Below are 18366 nucleotides of genomic sequence, written 5' to 3'. Positions count from 1 at the left end.
GAGGAGCCCGGTGCCGCGGTCCGCCAGGCCCAGCGGGAGGCCGACGCGCTGCGGGTGCAGTGGGAGGCGGCCCGCGCGGAGTTGGCCCTCCAGGGGTCGGGCGCCCGGGGCACGCTGCGGCTGTGCGGGGTGTCATCGGCCCTTGCCGTCCTCGGCGCTCCGGCCGCCGCCCGGCTGCGGGAAACCCACCCGCTGGCGGAGTCCTGAACGAGCCGGCGTGAGCGTTGTCTCACCGCGGATTGATCTTCGTCGCCAGGGGCACTCGGGCGAAGCGATGGCCGCATCGCACGACCCGAAGGGATTCTCAATGCTGCTGGCCCACCCCGTGGTCCTGGACGACCTGATGGAGCGTTACAAGGCCCTGGCCGTCCTGCGGGCCGACCAGGGAAGCCCCGAGAGCCGTCAGGAGTACGAGGACGTCGCCTACAGCCTGTGCCTGGCCACCGGCACCAGCGACATAGACGCCGCCCTGGTGGCCGCGAGCCACCAGCTGCCCGGCGCCCGCCCCGCCGACGACTCGCTCCTTTCGGGCGACGCCCTCGCCACGAGTGGCGGCCGCGGAGGAGTCGACGGAGTGTGAGGAGCGTGGCCAACAACGAAGCCCGCAGCACCCAGGACCCGACCACCGCCCATCCCCGCCCGGACTTCCCCGACCAGAGCCAGGACCATCCGGGGTGGACGGGCCCGATGGACCCGCCGCCCGACCACGGCGAGGACTCCTACCGGGGCAGCGGCCTCCTGAAGGACGCCAAGGCGGTGCTGACCGGCGGCGACTCCGGGATCGGCCGCGCGGTGGCGCTCGCCTACGCCCGTGAGGGCGCCGACGTGCTCTTCACCCATCTGCCCGAAGAGGCGGACGACGCCCGTGAGACGGTCCGCCTCGTCGAAGAGGCGGGGCGCACCGCGATCGCCTTCCCCTGCGACATCCGCGAGGAGGAGCGGTGCCGCGAGGTGGTGGGCCGCGCGGTGAACGAGTTCGGGCGCATCGACGTCCTGGTCAACAACGCCGCGTACCAGATGTCCCAACCGGACGGGATCGGCGCCATCACCACCGAGCAGTTCGACCGCGTCATGCGCACCAACCTGTACGCCATGTTCTGGCTCTGCAAACTGGCGGCGCCGCACATCCCGGCGGGCGGCTCGATCATCAACACCACGTCGGTGCAGGCCTATAAGCCGAGCCCTCATCTGCTCGACTACGCCATGACCAAGGGGGCCATCGTCACCTTCACGCAGGGGCTCGCCCAGATGCTGGTGGACGACGGGATCCGGGTCAACGCCGTGGCGCCGGGGCCCGTATGGACGCCCCTGATCCCGGCGACGCTGCCGGACACCGCGGAGTTCGGCAAGCAGGCGCCGATGGGGCGCCCTGCCCAGCCCGCCGAGATGGCGCCCGCGTACGTGTTCCTGGCGTCACGGCACGCCAGTTTCATCACCGCCGAGATCATGAATGCCACGGGCGGCACTCCCCTGCCGTAGCGACGCGAGCGGCGTGAGCGACGTGACAGCGGCCTGACAGCAGCCTCACGGAGAAGGCGTCGGCCGACCGCACCCCAATGCGGCCGGCCGACGAAGCCAAGCGCCTGAAGCCGTTCCGACGCTTCGCTCCGCACCCCGCGCCACGGGTGCCCCATCCGTATCCCGGCATGCACACCCCATCGGGTGAATCGCCGGATCAGCCTGTGCGGCGCTTCAGCGACATGCGAGCCACATGCGAGCCACAGATCAGCGGCCGAGAGCCTTCTTGAGTTCCTGCTTGTTCATGGACGAGCGGCCGTCGATGTTCTTCTTCTTGGCCTCCGCGTACAGCTGGTCCTTGGTCGGTCCCTGCGCGCCGCTGTGCGAGCGCTCACCGCCCCGCTCGTACGCCGACTTCTTGTCCCGCGTGGAGGTCTTGCTGGCCGTCTTCGACTCCCCCGAACGGGCCCGTTCCTTGTTGACCGTCCGGGAGGCGATCTCCTTGGCGCGCTTGGTCGAGCCCCCGCGGTCCTCGACGCTCTCCTTGATGTGCTCGTACTGGCGTTCACGCTTCTTGTTCGATCCGGCAGGCATGTGCTGCCCCTTCCTCGTCGGTGGGTCGATCTCATGATTCGTGGTGGTCGCGGGGGTCGCACGTCGGAGACTCGGCACCGCTCTTCGCCCGTTGCGGGACCACCGTGTACTTCGGGTCCTCGGCCGAAGCGATACCGGCCGCGAAGATGCCGAAGCGCGTGCAGGCCGATCCGGCGAGCATCGCAAGACCGCCGGCCACCGCCACCGGTCGGCTGCGCCCGCCGAGCACCGCGGCCCCCGCGGCACCGGCCGCCGTCAACCACCGCGCGCAGCGCATCAGTTGTCCGGCGCGGCCCTGCCGGTAGGTCTCGGCGACCATGCCGAGCCGTTCCTCCGCCGCCCGCACCGCCGCGGCCTCGGCCGTCGCCGCCACCACCGCGGCACAGCGGGCCGGAGCAGATTCGTGCAGGGGGCCTGTCACCAGGGCCATGCCCGCGGCGGCGGCCGTGGCGGACGCGGTGAAGACGTAGGGCAGTTCGCGGTGGGCCCCGTGCCAGGCGGGCACCGCGGTGTCGGCAGCCAGAACGGCGGTGTAGGACGCCACGGCCGGGCCGAACACGGCAGCCGCGCCGGTCGCCGCCGCGCCGATACGGGGCAGGCGGCCGGTGGTCGCACAGACGGCCGCCGCTCCGGCGGCGGGACCGTAGGCGGCCAGGAGCCAGGACCCGACGCTCATCGGTGATGTCGGCTTGAGGACCCGCAGCATGTTCGGGAAGCGGCTCGGCACGCCGAGATCGTGGATGAGGGCCGCCGCGGCAAGGGACACGGCGCCCAGCGAGGACACCTTCATGGCGGTGGCCGTGCTCGCACGGCCCGTCAGGTGGGCGCCGGCCGCGAGGACGGAGCCCGCGCCCGCGAGACCGCCCAGGAAGAAGTATCCGGCGATGTCCGTGGCGGACCAGGACGGTGCCTTGATGATCGGCCGTCCGTAGTACGAGGCGAACTCGGCTTCCGGCACCATGAGTTGTTCGCCCCGGCGTCCGCGGCGCCCCCGTCGCCCCTGGCGTCCTCGTCGCTCGCTCATCGCGTCCCCCTCCTTCGCGCGAGAGCGGGCAGGGCGAAGGACAAGGCGAATCCGCCGAGCAGGGACGCGGCGGCCGCTCCCGCGTGCTTCCACATGGCGGGCAGGTCGCGGGTGGTCACCACGGGGTCGGGCGGCAGCCCGTACACCTCGGGTTTGTCGAGGAGCAGGAAGAACGCGCCGTCGCCGCCGACTCCGTCCTCGGGGTCGTCGCCGTAGAGGTGGGCGCCGCTCACGCCCGCCTCGTGCAGTTGGCCGACGCGCAGCGCGGCCCGCTCCCGCAGCTCGTCCAGGGGCCCGAACTGGATGGATTCGGTGGGGCATGCCTTGGCGCAGGCGGGTTCCTGCCCGGCGCCGAGCCGGTCGTAACACATGGTGCACTTGAACGCCCGCCCGTCCGAGGGGCGCTGTTCGATGACGCCGTAGGGGCAGGCGGGCACGCAGTAGCCGCAGCCGTTGCAGATGTCCTCCTGGACGACGACCGTGCCGAACTCCGTACGGAAGAGCGAGCCGGTGGGGCAGACGTCCAGGCATGCCGCGTGGGTGCAGTGTTTGCACACGTCGGACGACATCAGCCAGCGGGTGCTCTCCCCCGCTTCCTGCGGCGGGGCCGCCTGCGCCGCGCCGTCCACGAGCGGGAGCCGGGTGCGCCCCTGCGGCTCGGGCACCGTCTGTTCGATGAAGGCGACGTGCCGCCAGGTGGAGGCGCCGAGCCCTTGGGTGTTGTCGTAGCTCATCCCGGTGAGGGAGAGCCCGTCCTCCGGGATCGCGTTCCACTCCTTGCACGCCACCTCGCAGGCCTTGCAGCCGATGCATACGGAGGTGTCGGTGAAGAAACCGACCCGCGGGGGCGGCTCGGGGTGACCGGCGTCGCGGGCCGGGTCGGGCTCGGCCCCGCTCAGCAGATGGCGCTCCGTCATGTCTTGGTCTCCGTACCCGTGGTCTCGGTGATGCCCGCGCGCCGTCGGTAGTCGGCGACCAGCTCGGGCAGGTCGGGGCCGCGGGGGCGCCGGCCCGGCCGGATGTCCGCGGTGAGGGCCTTGTCCTCCTGGATGTGGGCGTTGGGGTCGAGGGCGATGGCCATCAGCTCGTTGGCCGCGTCGCCGGTGGTCACGCCGTTGGGGCCCCAGTGGAAGGGCAGGCCGATCTGATGGACGGTGCGCCCGTGCACGGTGAGGGGCTTGATCCGTGCGGTGACCATGACGCGGGCCTCGACGGCGTTGCGGGCCGTGATGATGGTGGCCCAGCCGGTGTGCTCGAGGCCGCACTCCTCGGCGAGCTGCGGCGAGACCTCGCAGAAGAACTCCGGCTGCAGTTCGGAGAGGTAGGGCGACCAGCGGCTCATGCCGCCCGCCGTGAAGTGCTCGGTGAGGCGGTGGGTGGTGACGATGTACGGATAGACCTCGCTGCCGGGCTCGTCGCCGCTGGGGTGGTAGCGGTTGCCCTCGCGCGGCATCAGCTTGCGGACGGGAGAGCGCGACCTCGACGGGTAGAGGGCGTTGGGGAAGGGCGAGTCCTGGGGTTCGTAGTGCGTGGGCAGCGGACCGTCCTCCAGGCCCGCGGGTGCGTACAGCCATCCCTTGCCGTCGGCCTGCATGATGAAGGCGTCGTCGCCGCGCAGCGCGTCGGGCCCGGTCGCGCCCTTGGGCGGCACATGGTCCGGGGCGCGGTCCGGCACGAAGTCCGGCACGTCGTGCCCGGTCCATCTGCCGGCGCTCTCGTCCCACCACACATAGGCCTTGCGGTCGCTCCACGGGGTGCCGTCGGGGGCGGCCGATGCCCGGTTGTAGAGGATGCGGCGGTTGGCGGGCCATGCCCAGGCCCACTCGGCGGCCACCCAGTCCTGCTCCTTGCCGGGTTTGCGGCGGGCGGCCTGGTTGACGCCGTCCGCGTACACCCCGCAGTAGATCCAGCAGCCGCACCGCGTCGAACCGTCGTCCTTCAGCTCGGTGTAGGCCGAGAGCGGGCCCCCGTCGGCGCCATGGCCGTTGATCTCGGCGAGCACCGCGTCCGCCACCGGCTCCCGCAGCGGCCCCTCCTCCGGGTAGTCCCAGGTCAGGTCGTGCACGGGCTGGTCCATCGGGTCGTCGGAGGCGGCCAGCTTCTCCTTGATGCGCCGGCCCAGGTGGTAGGTGAACCACAGGTCGCTGCGCGCGTCGCCGCGGGGCTCGACGGCCGCGTGGTGCCACTGCACCCAGCGGTTGGTGTTGGTGAACGAACCGGACTTCTCCGTGTGCGCGGCGGCGGGGAAGAAGAACACCTCGGTGGCGATGTCCTCGGTGCTCATCTCGCCCGTCTCGATCTCCGGGCCGTCCTGCCACCAGGTGGCCGACTCGATCAGCGAGAAGTCACGTACGACCAGCCATTCGAGGTTGGCCATGCCCAGGCGCTGCAACCGGGTGTTGGCGGAGCCGACCGCCGGGTTCTCCCCCATCAGGAAGTAGCCCTTGCACACGCCGTCCAGCTGCGCCATGACCGTCTCGTACGTCGAGTGCGAGCCCGTGAGGCGTGGCAGGTGGTCGAAGCAGAAGTCGTTGTCGGCGGTGGCCGCCTCGCCGTAATAGGCCTTGAGCAGGCTCACGAAGTAGGCCCGCATGTTCGCCCAGAAGCCCTTGTCCGTGCGGCTGGCCTCGATGAACGCGTCCAGGGTCTCGTGCGCGTGGGCGTTGGGCATCGGCAGGTAGCCGGGCAGCAGGTTGAACAGCGTGGGGATGTCGCTGGAGCCCTGGATGGAGGCGTGCCCGCGCAGCGCCTGGATGCCGCCTCCGGGCCGGCCGATGTTGCCCAGGAGCAGCTGCAGGACGCTGGCCGCGCGGATGTACTGCGAGCCGACCGAGTGCTGGGTCCAGCCCACCGCGTAGGCGAAGGCGCTGGTCCGCTCCGGGCCCGAGTTCGAGGTCAGCGCCTCGCACACCTCGAGGAACGTCTCGCGGGGCACTCCGCAGCTCTCCTCGACCAGCTCAGGGGTGTAGCGCGCGTAGTGCCGTTTGAGGACCTGGTACACGCACCGCGGGTGGGTCAGGGTCTCGTCGCGGGGCGGCGCGCTCTCCGTCTGCGCCCCTCCGGAACCGTGTGTCTCCGCCTCGCCGGTCTCGCGTGCGCGCTGCTCGTACTGTTCGTCGACGTCACCGGCGGGCGCCTGCACGTCGACGCCCTCGTACTGCCAGCTGCGCTGGTCGTAGTGGTGCTTCTCCTCGTCCAGGCCGGAGAAGACGCCGTCGAGGTCCTCGGTGTCGCGGAAGTCCTCGCCGACGAGCGTGGCGGCATTGGTGTAGGCGAGGACGTACTCCCTGAAGTCCTTCTCCTCGCTCAGGACGTGGTTGATGATCCCGCCGAGGAAGGCGATGTCGCTGCCGGCCCGGATCGGTACGTGCAGGTCGGCGAGGGCGCTGGTGCGGGTGTAGCGCGGGTCGACGTGGATGATGCGGGCGCCGCGTGCCTTGGCCTCCATCACCCACTGGAAGCCCACCGGGTGGGCCTCGGCGAAGTTGGACCCCTGGATGACGATGCAGTCCGCGTGCTGGAGGTCCTGCATGAAGGTGGTCGCGCCGCCGCGTCCGAACGAGGTACCGAGGCCCGCGACCGTGGAGCTGTGGCAGACGCGGGCCTGGTTCTCCACCTGCACCACGCCGAGCCCCGTGAGGAGCTTCTTGATGAGGTAGTTCTCCTCGTTGTCCAGGGTCGCGCCGCCGAGGCTGGCGATGCCCAGGGTGCGCGCGGTGCGCAGTCCCTCCTCGTTCTGCCACTCCCAGGTGCCGCGCCGCGTCTCGATCACCCGGTCGGCGACCATGTCCATGGCCGTTTCGAGGTCGAGCGGCTCCCAGTCATCGGCGTAGGGGCGCCGGTAGAGCACCTGGTGGTGGCGGGCGTCTCCGGTGGTGAGCTGCAGGGTCGCCGAGCCCTTGGGGCACAACCGGCCTCGGCTGACGGGCGAGTTCGGGTCGCCCTCGATCTGGACCACCGCCTCGTCCTTGACGTAGATCTCCTGTCCGCAGCCGACCGCGCAGTAGGGGCACACCGAGGAGACGACCCGATCAGCCGAATCGGTACGCGGCCGCAGGCCTGCCGTGTGCCCGGACATCGCGGCCCGTCCCCGGCCCAGCGGGTCTCCCTCGGTGAACTGCCGGTACGCGGGCCACCGGCTGATCCGCCTGCGCATGCCCATGGCACGTCCTTCCCTGCGTCCGCGGGGCCCGCCCTCGGCGGCGGGCACCTCCTCCAGGCTCACCCGGGCGGGCTTGCGCAGCGAGCGGGGCGGCTTGGCGGTGCGGCGGCCAGGTACCCGGGAAGTGGCGGGTGATGCGTCGGCCGCACGGTGTGCGATCGGCGCTCCTCTGATCTTGCTGATCGGGCGCTCCGGGAAATCCACCCGGCCGATCGTTGTTTCCCCTCCGAGTCGAGGGGCAGGCGTACATCGTGCTTCGGACCGGAGGCGCATCCGCGGGGAGCGGTGTATCCACTCCCGCTGGATGTCCGGCTCCGGGCCATCCCGTTTCTCGCGGTCATCTGTTCGCCCACCGTTGAGGAGCGTTTTTCGATGCTTACCGATGCCACCGCACCTTCCGCCCGTCGCCGCAAGGGACGCCCCCACGACGACGCCCCCGACACCAAGGCGGCTGCCGCCCATCTCGCCACGCTCGACAGCGGCCCCGAGCACGACCTGCTCTGCGAGGAGATCGTGACGGCGTGGCTGCCCATGGCGAACCGCCTCGCCGGCCGGTTCCGCAACAAGGGCGAGAACCTCGAGGACCTGCGGCAGGTCGCCGCGATGGGCCTGATCAAGGCGGTCAACCGGTACGAGCCGGAGCGCGGGGCCTTCGAGAGCTACGCCGTGCCCACCATCACCGGGGAACTGCGCAGGCATTTCCGCGACCGCATGTGGGACGTTCGGGTGCCCCGGCGCGTGCAGGAGCTGCGCAACAAGGTGCGGGTCGCGCGCCGCGACATCATGGAACAGCCGGGCAGGGACGCCGAGCCGACCATCGCGGACCTGGCCGAGCACACCGGCCTCACCGAGGCCGAGGTCCATGACGGTCTTGAGGCCCTGACCAGCTACAGCGCCCTGTCGCTCGATGCGGAGATCTCCGCGGACCCCGACGGATTCAGCCTTGCGGACACCCTGGGCGCGTCCGATCCCGCCTACGACTTCATCACCGACCGGGAGGCCGCCAAGGACGGTCTGCGGCGGCTGCCGGAGCGTGAGCGCACCATCTTGTACCTGCGTTTCTTCGAGGACATGACGCAGAGCAAGATCGCCGAGGAGCTCGGCATCTCGCAGATGCACGTGTCCCGTCTGATCACCACCAGCTGTGCCCGGGTCCGCGCGGAGGCCGTCCGCGGCGACGAGAGCGCGGAGCGCGACAGCGGGCACGTCAAGGCGGCGTGATCGACGGCAGGTCTCGTGTGCGCCTCGTGCGCACGCGGCTGATCGGCCCCTGGGGCACCAGGGCGGCTCCAGGGGCTCCGACGTGGTGTCCGCGGCGAACCAGGCTGCGGGCACTGCTGCTTACCGCCGAGTAGTATCGCGGGGCAGAGCAGGCGCTGATGCCGGCCGATGCCGGTGTCAGCGCCCGTGCTCGTGCCCGTCGCTCGTGCCTTGTTCCGCCGCGCCCCGAGGAGACCCCGTGCCCGTCCACCCCCCTCGTCCGCCTCTCGCTTCCGCTCCGCCTGTCGGCGTCATCCGCCCCGGCCGAGGAGTGAAGCGATGACCCGCATCCAAGTCGGCTCCCTCGTGGAGGACTTCACGCTGCCCGACGAGACGGGCACGCCCACGACTCTCTCGTCGCTGCTGTCCGAGGGCCCGGTGGTGGTGTTCTTCTACCCGGCGGCGATGACACCGGGCTGCACCGCCGAGGCGTGCCACTTCCGGGATCTGGCAGCGGAGTTCGCGGCGGTGGGCGCCCGGCCGGTGGGGATCAGCTCGGACCCCGTCGAGCGCCAGCGCGAGTTCGCGGGACGGAACACACTCGGCTTCCCGCTCCTGTCGGACCCGGAGGGCGTGGTGCGCGGTCAGTTCGGCGTGGCCCGCGGCTTCGGTCCCCTGCCGACCAAGCGGGCCACCTTCGTCATCGGACCCGACCGGCGCGTCCTGGAGGTGGTGCGCAGCGAGTTCCGCATGAGCGCCCACGCGGACCGCGCCCTGGCGGCCCTACGGTCCACCGCCGGCTAGAGCCCGCCGTGACAGCCGCTGGCCGGATCGGCGATGAAGCGCGGCGATGGGGCGCGCAGGATCAGGCCGGCGAAGGTCTCCGGCTGCCGGGGTCGCGGCGAAGGGCGCCCGTCATCGCGTTCACCGCGTGCCCGACGAACGTCGCCGGGCCGAGGTCCAGCTGACGGCAGAGCTCCAGCACGTCCTGCGTGTAGCCCCGTCCAGCGGCGCATCGTGCCCCTCGCTCCACGCCGGGCAGGTCCGAGCGCCCGGCACCCACCTGGTCGAACGGCGCCACGGTGAAGTCGTTCTCCGGAAGCGGCACCGCCAGGCGCCAGAGGTACTGGTCACAGCCGAACCCGGGCGCCGGTATCACCGCGCCTGCCGTATGGGCGGTCGCTCCGGGCGAAGGTCTGACACCATGTTCTCGACTGGACCCGTCGGCGCGGTACGGGGCGGGCAGACACCGCGGACCTGCCCTACGTGACGGACGGGTTCACTCGAACGGATTATCGATACGAGCCAGACCTGTATGTACCGCGCCCAGCAGGGTAGGGGAGCGCAGACAACGGGGATGAAGGTGGAGAGGAAATGGAGTCAGCCGGCATTGACGGCGACGGGCCGTCAGTAACTCACACCATGAGTGTCGCCGTCCCATTGAACGGCGGGGACTCCTCCATCGCTGAGGCACGCCACCTCGCGGTCGACTTCCTCACGCGCGCCCGGGCGGACCAGGATGTCCATGTCTCCGCCCGCGCGATGGACCTCACCCAGCTGGTGGTCAGCGAGCTGGTCACCAACGCCTGCAAGTACGCGCCCGGGCCGATGCTGATGGAGCTGTGCATCGTGGACGCCACGGTGGCGGTGACCGTGCACGACAGCGCCGCTGCCCGGCCCGTCGCCCGCTCCGAGGACCCGCTCAGGATCGGCGGGCACGGTCTGGAGATCGTCATGGCCGTCGCCCAGAATTTCGACGTCCACCCCGAACCGGCCGGCAAACGCATCACCGCCCGCATCGCCCTGTCCGGCGAACCCGGCAGCGCCCGCTGAGCGCGCTCCGGTCATACGTACGCCGCGCTTCGGTAGGCCGCAGGAGTGACACACGCGACGGCCGGGTACCCGGCGCACCGCGTGGGAGCGGTGCGCACGTTACGTATCTGTACGGAGGCGCTCACCGCACCGCGCCCCTGTGCCCCCTGCCGAGAAGGAGCCCCAGCATGCCGGAGAAGGCAGCGTCGACCGACGTCGTAGAGCTGATCCTCGACGATCACCGGCGGATGGAGGAGCTGTTCCGCCGGATGCGCAGCGTGGAAGCCGAACGGGCCGAGGCGCTGCGGGAGTTCGCCGGCCTGCTCATCGCGCACGCGCTCGCGGAGGAGAGGGACGTCTATCCCTCGCTCAAGCGTTACCGGGACATCGACAACGACGAGGTCGAACACGGCGTCGAGGAGCACGAGGAGGGCAACAAGGCTCTGCTGGCCCTCCTGGAGGTCGAGGACGTCGGCTCCGACGACTGGGACGACAAGCTGGAGAAGCTCGTCGAGGCGGTGACCCACCACACCGACGAGGAGGAGCGGACGATCCTCAACAGCGCACGCGAGAACGTGGCCATGGAGCGCCGCGAGGAACTGGGCACCGCTTTCACCGAGGAGCGCGCCAAGCAGCTCGGGGCGGGCTGCGGAGACATCGACAACGTCCGCCGTATCGTGCGGGCCTGACCGTCTTTCATTCGCGTGGCGGCCAAGCCCGGCAGCGCGAACGGTTAAAGACATGGCATGGAAGATTCTGCGGCTGAGCACTGCGTGCGTGTCCTGGGCGCCAACGAGCACAACCTGAGCAACGTGGACGTGGACATTCCACGCAACGCGCTGGTCGCCTTCACCGGCATCTCCGGTTCGGGCAAGTCCTCCCTCGCCTTCGGCACGCTCTACGCCGAGGCCCAGCGCCGCTACTTCGAGTCCGTGGCGCCGTACGCCCGCCGGCTGCTGCAACAGGTCGGCGCCCCGCACGTGCAGGAGATCACCGGGCTGCCGCCCGCCGTGGCCCTGCAACAGCGGCGCGGGGCGCCCAGTTCACGCTCGACGGTCGGCACCCTCACCACGCTGTCCAACCTGCTGCGCATCCTCTACTCACGCGCCGGGACCTATCCGCCGAATGCCGAACGCCTTGAGGCGGAGGCGTTCTCGCCCAACACCTCGGCCGGCGCCTGCCCCCTGTGCCACGGCCTGGGCGCCGTGCTCGACGTCGCCGGGGAACTGCTCGTCCCGGACCCTTCGCTGAGCATCCGGGACGGCGCGATCGCGGCCTGGCCCGGTGCCTGGCAGGGCGCCAACCTGCGCAGCATCGTGAGCGGTCTCGGCATCGACATCGACCGACCGTGGCGCAGGCTCAGGAAGAAGGACAGGGAGTGGCTGCTCTACACCGACGAACAGCCCTCCGTGCTCATCGAGCCCGAGCCGGGCCGTGTCGACTACGGCTACGAAGGCAAGTTCTGGAGCGCCCGTGCGCACGTCATGCACGTTCTCGCCGACTCCAAGAGCCAGCGGATGCGCGAGCGCGCGCTGCGGTTCGTGCGGAGCGTGCCGTGCCGCGCGTGCCAGGGCAGCGGCCTGCGGCCCGAAGCGCTCGCGGTCACCTTCGCGGGCCGCTCCCTCGCCGAGGTCAACGCGCTGCCGCTGACCGGGGTAGCGGCCCTGCTGCGGCCCGTGGCGGAGCTGCCGGACGCGTCGGCCGCCACGTCGACGGCCCGGTCCGGGGAGAGCACCGAGGTGGCGGTGCGGATCTGCGCCGACGTGGTCGCTCGTATCGAGGTACTGCTCGGCCTGGGCCTCGGCTACCTCAGTCTCGGCCGCCGCTCGACGACGCTCTCGCCCGGCGAGGCACAGCGCCTGCGGATCGCCACCCAGCTGCGCTCCGGGCTCTTCGGCGTGGTCTACGTGCTCGACGAACCGTCCGCCGGCCTGCACCCCGCCGACGCGGAGCCCCTGCTCGACGTCCTCGACCAGCTCAAGGCGTCGGGCAACTCGCTGTTCGTCGTGGAGCACGACATGGACGTCGTACGCCGGGCCGACTGGGTCGTCGACATCGGACCCGGCGCCGGGGAAACAGGCGGGCGGGTGTTGTACAGCGGTCCGGTCGCCGGCCTCGAAGCGGTCGAGGAGTCGGCCACCGGCCGCCATCTGTTCGGACGTGCCCGGCCCGCCGCCCGCCGCCCCCGCAAGCCGCAGGGCTGGCTGCACCTGAGCGGCGTCTCGCGCCACAATCTGCGCGACGTGTCCGTCGACGTGCCGCTGGGCGTACTGACGGCGGTGACCGGAGTGTCCGGCTCCGGGAAGTCGACCCTGGTGACGCAGGTGCTCGCCGAGGTCGTACGCGGCCACCTCGGGCTTGAGCCGGAAGAGCCCTCCGAGGAGGACGAGGGAACGGAGTTCGAGATCGAGGTGCGGGACACGGCCGGGGTCGAATCCTTCGACCGGCTCGTACGAGTCGACCAGCGGCCCATCGGCCGCACCCCCCGCTCCAATCTGGCCACCTACACAGGGATGTTCGACGCCGTACGCAAGCTGTACGCGGCGACGGACGAGGCGAAGGCGCGCGGCTACACGCCCGGCCGCTTCTCCTTCAACGTGCCCGACGGGCGGTGCGAGACGTGCCAGGGCGAGGGGTTCGTCGCGGTCGAACTGCTGTTCCTGCCCGGCACCTACGCCCCGTGCCCGACGTGCGGGGGCGCGCGGTACAACGCCGAGACCCTCGAAGTGACGTATCGCGGCAAGACCATCGCGGAGGTTCTCGGGATGTCCGTCGACGAGGCCGCGACGTTCCTCGCCGAGGTCCCCGCCGCGTCCCGAAGCCTCGAAACGCTCCGGGAGGTGGGGCTCGGATACCTGCGCCTCGGCCAGCCCGCGACGGAACTCAGCGGCGGCGAGGCCCAGCGCATCAAGCTCGCCACCGAACTGCAGCGAGCCCGGCGCGGCCACGCGCTCTACCTCCTCGACGAGCCGACGGCGGGCCTGCACCCCGCGGACATCGCACTGCTGCTGCGACAGCTGCACCAACTCGTCGACGCCGACAACACGGTCGTCCTGGTCGAGCACGACCTGGACACGATCGCCACCGCCGACTGGGTCATCGACCTCGGCCCCGGCGGCGGCGACGCGGGCGGCCGGGTGGTCGCCACCGGCACACCCGCGAAGGTCGCCCGATCGAAGCGCAGCGCCACCGCGCCCTATCTGGCGCCGCGCCTCGCGGGGTCCTGAGCCGGACCCGCCCGCTCAGCGTGCGAGGGAGACGGCGAACGGCCGGAAGCCGCCCCGGCGCAGCACGTGCGGGACGAGCAGGACAAGTGCTTCGGTGGCACGGGCCGTGGTGACGTCGCCGAGGTCTTCGATCCATCCGGGTTGCCAGCCGAGGTCGTCGAGGAGTCCCGCGGCGACGGACTTGGCGTGTGCGTCGTCGCCGGACAGGTAGGCGGTGGGAGGGGTGGACAGGGAAGCGGGGGCGGTCACGACCGGGAAGAGCATGGTGTTGAGCGTCTTGACGACCCGGGTCGCGGGCAGGGCCTGCTGGAGTTGCTCGGCGAGGCTGCTGCCGGGGTAGCAGAGGTCCGCGGGCAGCCCGTCGGGGCTGTGTCGGGTGGCGTTGGAGACGTCGATGAGGATCTTGCCGGTCAGTTCGGTGGCCAGGGCGGACAGGCGTGCCAGGGCGGTGTCGCCCGGGGTCGCGTTGATCACGATGTCCGCGGTGGCGGCGGTGAGGCGCTGGTCGGCGAGGCGGATCTGATGCTCGGCCGGGCTGTTCGCGCCGGTCTCTGCCTGTTCCGGTGCCGGTTCCGATGCCGGTTCGGAGGCCTGCTCGGGCGGCTGTCGGTGGCCGAGGGTGACGTCGTGGCCGGCGGCGGCCAGTGCGCGGGCGAGGCTGCTGCCGACGCGGCCGGTGCCGAGGATGCCGATGCTGGTCATGCTGCTGTGCTCCTTGCGGACAGGAAGAGGAGACGGGTGATCAGGCGATCGGGGACAGGACCGAGACGGCCGCGGCGTGGATGCCGGGGGCGGCTGCCAGGAAGTCGGGGCTGGCCAGGCTCCACGGGTTGCCGTTGATGTCGGTGACCGTGCCTCCCGCCTCGGCGGCAAGGAGCGCGCCGGCCACCAGACCCGAACGCACGTCGGAGAACTGCCAGAAGGCGTCCATACGGCCCGCGGCGACCTGGATCAACTGAAGGGTGGCGGGCACGGAGACGCGTACGACGAGGCCGTTGATCAGCATCTGTGTGACGGACGAGCCGATCCGGCGGAACGTGTGCTCGTCCTCGCCGGGCCGCGCCTGGCCCGTGCCGGTCAGCGCCGCGCCCAGATCGGTCTTGGCGGACACGCGCAGCGGAGCGCCGTTCAGGTGGGCTCCGCGTCCGGCCACCGCGGTGTAGTCGTCACCGGTCAGCGGAAGATGGACCACCGTGAGAACCGGCTTGTCGTCCCGTACGAGGGTGGCGGTCACGGCCCAGTCGGGCATGCCGTGGACGTGGTTGATGTTGCCCTCGGCCGGGTCGACGATCCACCACTCCCCCGGCGGCAGCGCGCCGCCGTCGAGTTCGTCCTCGGCCCACCCGGCGCCCGGCCGGGCAGCGAGCAGGGGCGCCTTCAGGATGTCGAGCACGGCCTCGTCGTTGGCGTGGATCTCCGTGACGATCTCCTCGCCACTGGTGCCGCGGGCCTGCGGTGTGAAGCGCTCGCGCAGCCGGTCACCCGCCGCGCGGACGGCGGCGGTGACCTGGTCGAGCAGGGCGTCGTCGAAGTCGGAGCCCGTGCTGGTGACGGTGGGCCGGCTGGTGTCAGCGGACATGAAGCGCTCCCGGAGGTCTCAGCGAAGTGGAGGACGGCGAGAGGGCGAGAGGTATCGCGCCGATGCTCTGCCGCGCCGTCGTTGATGCGGTCGGCATGCGGTGCGTCGCCGTCCGTTGATGCGGTCGGCATGCGGTGCGTCGCCGTCCGTGACTCGAAGGTAGGCAGCCCGCGAATTAACAGCAAGTGCATGTTTGTAAGCTCTAGGATTACTCTCATGCAACTGGACCTGAATCTGCTCACCGCCCTGGACGCACTCCTGGAGGAAGGCAGCGTGGCCGGCGCGGCCGCCCGTCTGCACGTCACGTCCCCGGCGATGAGCCGGACCCTCGGACGGATCCGCCAGACCACCGGCGACCAGATCCTGGTCCGCACCGGCCGGACGATGGTCCCCACCCCGCACGCCCTCGAGATCCGCGCGCAGGTCCACGACCTGGTCCACCAGGCTCACCAACTCCTCAGCCGGGAAAGGGAACTGGACCTGGCCACCCTGGAGCGGACCTTCACCGTCCGCTGGCACGACGCGCTGGCTTCGGCGTGCGGCCCCGCCCTGCTCGCCGCCGTCCACCGGCAGGCTCCGGGCGTACGGTTGCGCCTGGTCGCGGAGTCGAACTCCGACACCCCGGAGCTGCGCCGCGGCGAGGTCGACCTGGAATCGAGTTCCGCCGAGCCTTCGGTGCCCGACATCCGCCACCAACTCGTCGGCGAGGACCGCCTCGTCGCGGCGGTCCGCCCCGGGCACCCCCTGACCGACGGGCCCCTCACCCCCGAGCGTTACGCCGCGGCCGGACATCTCACCGTCTCCCGGCGCGGGCGCCTGCGCGACCCGGTCGACGACGCCCTGGCCGCCCTCGGTCTCGAACGCCGGGTCATCGCCGCGACACCGAGCGCCTCAGCAGCGCTTCCGCTCGTCCTCGACACCGACCTCGTCGTCACCGTGCCGGAAGCCGTCACCGACTCCGCCCTGCGCGGTCTCGGCCTGCGGACGCTGCCCCTGCCGTTCGCGATGCCGCCGATCCCCCTGTACCTGGTCTGGCACCAACGCCACGACAACGACCGCGCCCACGCCTGGCTGCGCACACAGGCCGGTTCGGCCCTGGAGGCTCTGCTCGACGGCAGCAGGTCCGACTGAAATCGCCCCCCTGAACTCGCTCCGTGCCGCGATGAGTTCCTAGGGGCGCAGGCGGGCCGCGATGCCCTCGATGAAGGTGTCCAGGGAGAAGTCGAACAGCGTGTCCGGAGTACTGGGCTCCAGGTCGCTGACGCGGCTCAGGTGCGGCAGTTCCGCCTCCGTCGCCGACTGGAGCCAGGGCGGGGGCAGTCGGTCGAGGTCGGCGGGGTCCAGGTGTGCCGGTGGCCGGTCGTACAGGGCGTCCTGGAACTCCACGAAGCCCACGACGAGCCGGATCGCCTCCATGCAGGCGCGGTAGGCGTCCGCCAGGGGCAGCCCCACGCCCTCGAAGAACCCGATCATCGTGTCCACGTTCCGCAGCATCGCCGGATGCCGCGCCATGGTGACGTTCTCGCGCAGGGCCAGCGTCGTCATGCCGGGGTGGCGCCGGTAGTGCGCGCGCAGGTCGCGGCAGAGGCCCCGCAGGCTCCCCCGCCACCGGTCCGGGTCCGCGTCCAACTCCGGCGGACGCCAGTCGGCCTCGAACAACTCGGCGGCCAGCGTGATCAGATCGCGCCGGTCCTCGACGTAGTTGTAGAGCGCGCGGGGCGAGACGCCCAGGTCGAGGGCGAGCGAGCGCATCGTCAGCTCGGCAGGACCCCGGCTTCCCAGGAAGTCCAGTGCCGCCCGCCCGACCGACTCGCGGGTGAGCGTGGCGCGGCCCTTGCGGTGGGTCGGCCGCCGCCGGGCCGGAGTGTCGCTGCTCATCGCCCTGAAGGCTAGCAAGCACCGAGCGCCCGTGAACCGGTCGGGCGCACTGAACTTCACACATGTTGACTTTAAGGATTCCGGACGCCAGGGTTTCCCCGGTAAGGCTCGCCTAACTCCCCCCTGGAGTCGCCCGTGCGCCCGTCCCGTATCGCCATGGACCTCACCCCGCTCCGCGACAGCCGCGACTTCCGTCTGCTCTTCGCGGGATTCATCGCCGCCCTGTTCGGCACGCTCATGACCAGCGTGGCGGTGGCCGTGCAGATCTACGACCTCACCGGTTCGGCATCCCACATCGGCCTGGTCAGCCTCGCCCGTGCGTTACCGATGGTGGTCGGCGTCCTTGCGGGCGGCGTACTGGCGGACCGCTGCGACCGGCGGCTGCTGATGCTGGCGACCCGGCTCCCGCTGCCGCTCGTCGCGGCCTCGCTGGCCCTCAACGCACTGCTGCCGCAGCCGCATCTGTGGCTCATCTACGTTGCCGCCGGCCTGACCGGTCTCCTTGCGGGCCTCGGCGGCCCGGCCCTCCTCGCGGCCATCCCGGCCCTCGTCGGCACCGAACGCCTGGCCTCCGCGGGCGCGTTGACCTCCGCCGCCGCCCAGCTGTCGGCCCTCCTCGCGCCGGCCGTCGGCGGCGTGCTCGTCGCGGGTCCGGGGCTCGCCGCCTGCTTCGCGGTCGACGCGGTCGGCCTGTCGGTCTTCTCCGTGGCCCTGGTGTTCGTACGGCCGCTGCCGCCCGCCAACTCCCCCGGCACCCAGGGCGTCCGTCAGGCCTTCACCGCGGTCACCGACGGGATGCGCTACGTCCGGGGCCACCGGCTCGTCGTCGGCCTGCTGCTCATCGACGCCGCGGCCATGGTCTTCACCATGCCGCAGGCCCTCTACCCCGTCCTGGCGGACCAGCAGTTCGGGGGCGGCCCCGGCGTGGTGGGGCTGCTCTACGCGGCCCCCGCGCTCGGCGCCCTCATCGGTGCGCTGACCAGCGGCTGGACGGGCCGGGCCGGCGGTCACGCCCTGATCGGCGCGGTCCTGCTGTGGGGTCTTTCGCTGACCGGCTTCGGCGCGACGTCACTGCTGCCGGTGGCCCTGGTGCTGCTCGCCCTCGCCGGGCTGGGCGACCTGATCTCCGAGACCCTGCGCTCGGCCCTCCTCCAGCACGGCACGCCCGACGAACTGCGCGGCCGGGTCAGCAGCCTGTGGATGGTCCAGGCGACCGTCTCACCGGCCCTGGGCAACGCCGCGGTCGGGTTCCTGGCCGAACTCACCAGCGCCCGTACGGCAGTGATCACCGGTGGTCTCGTCTGCGTCGCCGCCACCCTCGCGGTCGCCGCCGCGTTCCCCGCCCTGCGCCGCGCCCGTCTGCCCGGACCGCAGGACTCGCCCGCTCCCGCGCCTGCGGACGCGCGGGTCCACGAGCGATGAGTCCGGCCGC

Annotated in this window: 18 protein-coding genes; 10 read left to right on the top strand and 8 right to left on the bottom strand. The window is 71.5% G+C overall.

Annotated features, from left to right (window positions below; translation table 11 throughout):
* Positions 1–54: 54 nt before the first annotated feature.
* The 3 genes from ABZ906_RS31560 to ABZ906_RS31550 all read left to right on the top strand — a co-directional run bounded on the left by ABZ906_RS31560 (position 55) and on the right by ABZ906_RS31550 (position 1479).
* Positions 55–207, top strand: coding sequence for a hypothetical protein (locus ABZ906_RS31560; RefSeq protein ID WP_361184456.1), 153 nt, complete (start codon positions 55–57; stop codon positions 205–207).
* 100 nt (positions 208–307) lie between these two features.
* Entirely contained in the window at positions 308–580 is a 273-nt protein-coding gene (locus ABZ906_RS31555) for a DUF5133 domain-containing protein (protein ID WP_361388564.1), read from the top strand.
* A 5-nt stretch (positions 581–585) separates the two neighbouring features.
* A complete protein-coding gene (locus ABZ906_RS31550; protein ID WP_361184462.1) occupies positions 586–1479 on the top strand; it encodes an SDR family oxidoreductase in 894 nt (297 codons plus the stop codon).
* Between the two features lie 246 nt (positions 1480–1725).
* Here the strand turns inward: ABZ906_RS31550 and ABZ906_RS31545 are convergent, their stop codons facing one another.
* The 4 genes from ABZ906_RS31545 to fdh are packed head-to-tail and all read right to left on the bottom strand — an operon-like array spanning position 1726 to position 7238.
* Positions 1726–2052: a plasmid stabilization protein gene (locus ABZ906_RS31545; protein ID WP_361388561.1), complete on the bottom strand. Its 327-nt coding sequence runs from the start codon at positions 2050–2052 to the stop codon at positions 1726–1728.
* Between the two features lie 31 nt (positions 2053–2083).
* Entirely contained in the window at positions 2084–3076 is a 993-nt protein-coding gene (nrfD, locus tag ABZ906_RS31540; protein WP_361388558.1) for an NrfD/PsrC family molybdoenzyme membrane anchor subunit, read from the bottom strand.
* Entirely contained in the window at positions 3073–3993 is a 921-nt protein-coding gene (locus ABZ906_RS31535; RefSeq protein WP_361388555.1) for a 4Fe-4S dicluster domain-containing protein, read from the bottom strand. Before ABZ906_RS31535 ends, nrfD begins: the two co-directional genes overlap by 4 nt.
* Positions 3990–7238, bottom strand: a complete 3249-nt coding sequence (gene fdh / locus ABZ906_RS31530; RefSeq protein WP_361388795.1) for a formate dehydrogenase — start codon at positions 7236–7238, stop codon at positions 3990–3992. The genes ABZ906_RS31535 and fdh overlap by 4 nt, the downstream gene beginning before the upstream one ends.
* 372 nt (positions 7239–7610) lie before the next feature.
* On the opposite strand from fdh, the gene ABZ906_RS31525 reads away from it, so the two are divergent.
* Both ABZ906_RS31525 and ABZ906_RS31520 read left to right on the top strand, forming a co-directional pair.
* Positions 7611–8459 carry a SigB/SigF/SigG family RNA polymerase sigma factor gene (locus ABZ906_RS31525; protein WP_361184474.1) on the top strand — a complete coding sequence of 283 codons (849 nt, stop codon included), beginning with the start codon at positions 7611–7613 and terminating at the stop codon, positions 8457–8459.
* 318 nt (positions 8460–8777) lie between these two features.
* The gene (locus tag ABZ906_RS31520) at positions 8778–9242 is read left to right on the top strand and encodes a peroxiredoxin (RefSeq protein WP_361184477.1); all 465 of its coding nucleotides are present in this window, start codon (positions 8778–8780) and stop codon (positions 9240–9242) included.
* Positions 9243–9303: 61 nt separating this feature from the next.
* On the opposite strand, the gene ABZ906_RS31515 is transcribed toward ABZ906_RS31520, so the two are convergent.
* Entirely contained in the window at positions 9304–9597 is a 294-nt protein-coding gene (locus ABZ906_RS31515) for an alpha/beta hydrolase (protein ID WP_361388552.1), read from the bottom strand.
* A gap of 263 nt (positions 9598–9860) precedes the next feature.
* On the opposite strand from ABZ906_RS31515, the gene ABZ906_RS31510 reads away from it, so the two are divergent.
* The 3 genes from ABZ906_RS31510 (at position 9861) to uvrA (ending at position 13477) form a co-directional block, all read left to right on the top strand.
* Positions 9861–10271 (top strand): ATP-binding protein, encoded by a 411-nt coding sequence (locus ABZ906_RS31510; protein ID WP_361388549.1) that lies wholly within the window; start codon positions 9861–9863, stop codon positions 10269–10271.
* A gap of 167 nt (positions 10272–10438) precedes the next feature.
* A complete protein-coding gene (locus ABZ906_RS31505; RefSeq protein ID WP_361388546.1) occupies positions 10439–10939 on the top strand; it encodes a hemerythrin domain-containing protein in 501 nt (166 codons plus the stop codon).
* Positions 10940–10996: 57 nt separating this feature from the next.
* Positions 10997–13477 carry an excinuclease ABC subunit UvrA gene (uvrA, locus tag ABZ906_RS31500; protein WP_361388543.1) on the top strand — a complete coding sequence of 827 codons (2481 nt, stop codon included), beginning with the start codon at positions 10997–10999 and terminating at the stop codon, positions 13475–13477.
* Positions 13478–13492: 15 nt separating this feature from the next.
* Here the strand turns inward: uvrA and ABZ906_RS31495 are convergent, their stop codons facing one another.
* Entirely contained in the window at positions 13493–14179 is a 687-nt protein-coding gene (locus tag ABZ906_RS31495; RefSeq protein WP_361388540.1) for an NAD(P)-binding domain-containing protein, read from the bottom strand.
* A 40-nt stretch (positions 14180–14219) separates the two neighbouring features.
* On the bottom strand, positions 14220–15056 hold the full coding sequence (locus ABZ906_RS31490; RefSeq protein ID WP_361388537.1) for an inositol monophosphatase family protein: 837 nt from the start codon (positions 15054–15056) through the stop codon (positions 14220–14222).
* A 216-nt stretch (positions 15057–15272) separates the two neighbouring features.
* On the opposite strand from ABZ906_RS31490, the gene ABZ906_RS31485 reads away from it, so the two are divergent.
* Positions 15273–16187, top strand: coding sequence for a LysR family transcriptional regulator (locus ABZ906_RS31485; protein ID WP_361388534.1), 915 nt, complete (start codon positions 15273–15275; stop codon positions 16185–16187).
* A gap of 39 nt (positions 16188–16226) precedes the next feature.
* Here the strand turns inward: ABZ906_RS31485 and ABZ906_RS31480 are convergent, their stop codons facing one another.
* The gene (locus tag ABZ906_RS31480; RefSeq protein WP_361388531.1) at positions 16227–16934 is read right to left on the bottom strand and encodes a TetR/AcrR family transcriptional regulator C-terminal domain-containing protein; all 708 of its coding nucleotides are present in this window, start codon (positions 16932–16934) and stop codon (positions 16227–16229) included.
* A gap of 135 nt (positions 16935–17069) precedes the next feature.
* Here ABZ906_RS31480 and entS point away from each other — a divergent pair, with 135 nt between their 5' ends.
* Positions 17070–18356 (top strand): enterobactin transporter EntS, encoded by a 1287-nt coding sequence (gene entS / locus ABZ906_RS31475; RefSeq protein ID WP_361388528.1) that lies wholly within the window; start codon positions 17070–17072, stop codon positions 18354–18356.
* Positions 18357–18366 lie beyond the last annotated feature (10 nt).

Source organism: Streptomyces sp. NPDC046925 (genome assembly GCF_040644915.1).
Classification (GTDB): domain Bacteria; phylum Actinomycetota; class Actinomycetes; order Streptomycetales; family Streptomycetaceae; genus Streptomyces.
Note: the sequence above shows the minus strand (reverse complement) of the source record. Positions and strands in the feature narration are given on the sequence as shown.

Excerpts from the sequence above, each read along its gene's own strand:
- ABZ906_RS31555 (WP_361388564.1), top strand. The coding sequence starts at position 308 with ATGCTGCTGGCCCACCCCGTGGTCCTGGACGACCTGATGGAGCGTTAC.
- ABZ906_RS31545 (WP_361388561.1), bottom strand. The coding sequence starts at position 2,052 with ATGCCTGCCGGATCGAACAAGAAGCGTGAACGCCAGTACGAGCACATC.
- nrfD (WP_361388558.1), bottom strand. The coding sequence starts at position 3,076 with ATGAGCGAGCGACGAGGACGCCAGGGGCGACGGGGGCGCCGCGGACGC.
- ABZ906_RS31535 (WP_361388555.1), bottom strand. The coding sequence starts at position 3,993 with ATGACGGAGCGCCATCTGCTGAGCGGGGCCGAGCCCGACCCGGCCCGC.
- fdh (WP_361388795.1), bottom strand. The coding sequence starts at position 7,238 with ATGGGCATGCGCAGGCGGATCAGCCGGTGGCCCGCGTACCGGCAGTTC.
- ABZ906_RS31525 (WP_361184474.1), top strand. The coding sequence starts at position 7,611 with ATGCTTACCGATGCCACCGCACCTTCCGCCCGTCGCCGCAAGGGACGC.
- ABZ906_RS31520 (WP_361184477.1), top strand. The coding sequence starts at position 8,778 with ATGACCCGCATCCAAGTCGGCTCCCTCGTGGAGGACTTCACGCTGCCC.
- ABZ906_RS31510 (WP_361388549.1), top strand. The coding sequence starts at position 9,861 with ATGAGTGTCGCCGTCCCATTGAACGGCGGGGACTCCTCCATCGCTGAG.
- ABZ906_RS31505 (WP_361388546.1), top strand. The coding sequence starts at position 10,439 with ATGCCGGAGAAGGCAGCGTCGACCGACGTCGTAGAGCTGATCCTCGAC.
- uvrA (WP_361388543.1), top strand. The coding sequence starts at position 10,997 with ATGGAAGATTCTGCGGCTGAGCACTGCGTGCGTGTCCTGGGCGCCAAC.
- ABZ906_RS31495 (WP_361388540.1), bottom strand. The coding sequence starts at position 14,179 with ATGACCAGCATCGGCATCCTCGGCACCGGCCGCGTCGGCAGCAGCCTC.
- ABZ906_RS31490 (WP_361388537.1), bottom strand. The coding sequence starts at position 15,056 with ATGTCCGCTGACACCAGCCGGCCCACCGTCACCAGCACGGGCTCCGAC.
- ABZ906_RS31485 (WP_361388534.1), top strand. The coding sequence starts at position 15,273 with ATGCAACTGGACCTGAATCTGCTCACCGCCCTGGACGCACTCCTGGAG.
- ABZ906_RS31480 (WP_361388531.1), bottom strand. The coding sequence starts at position 16,934 with ATGAGCAGCGACACTCCGGCCCGGCGGCGGCCGACCCACCGCAAGGGC.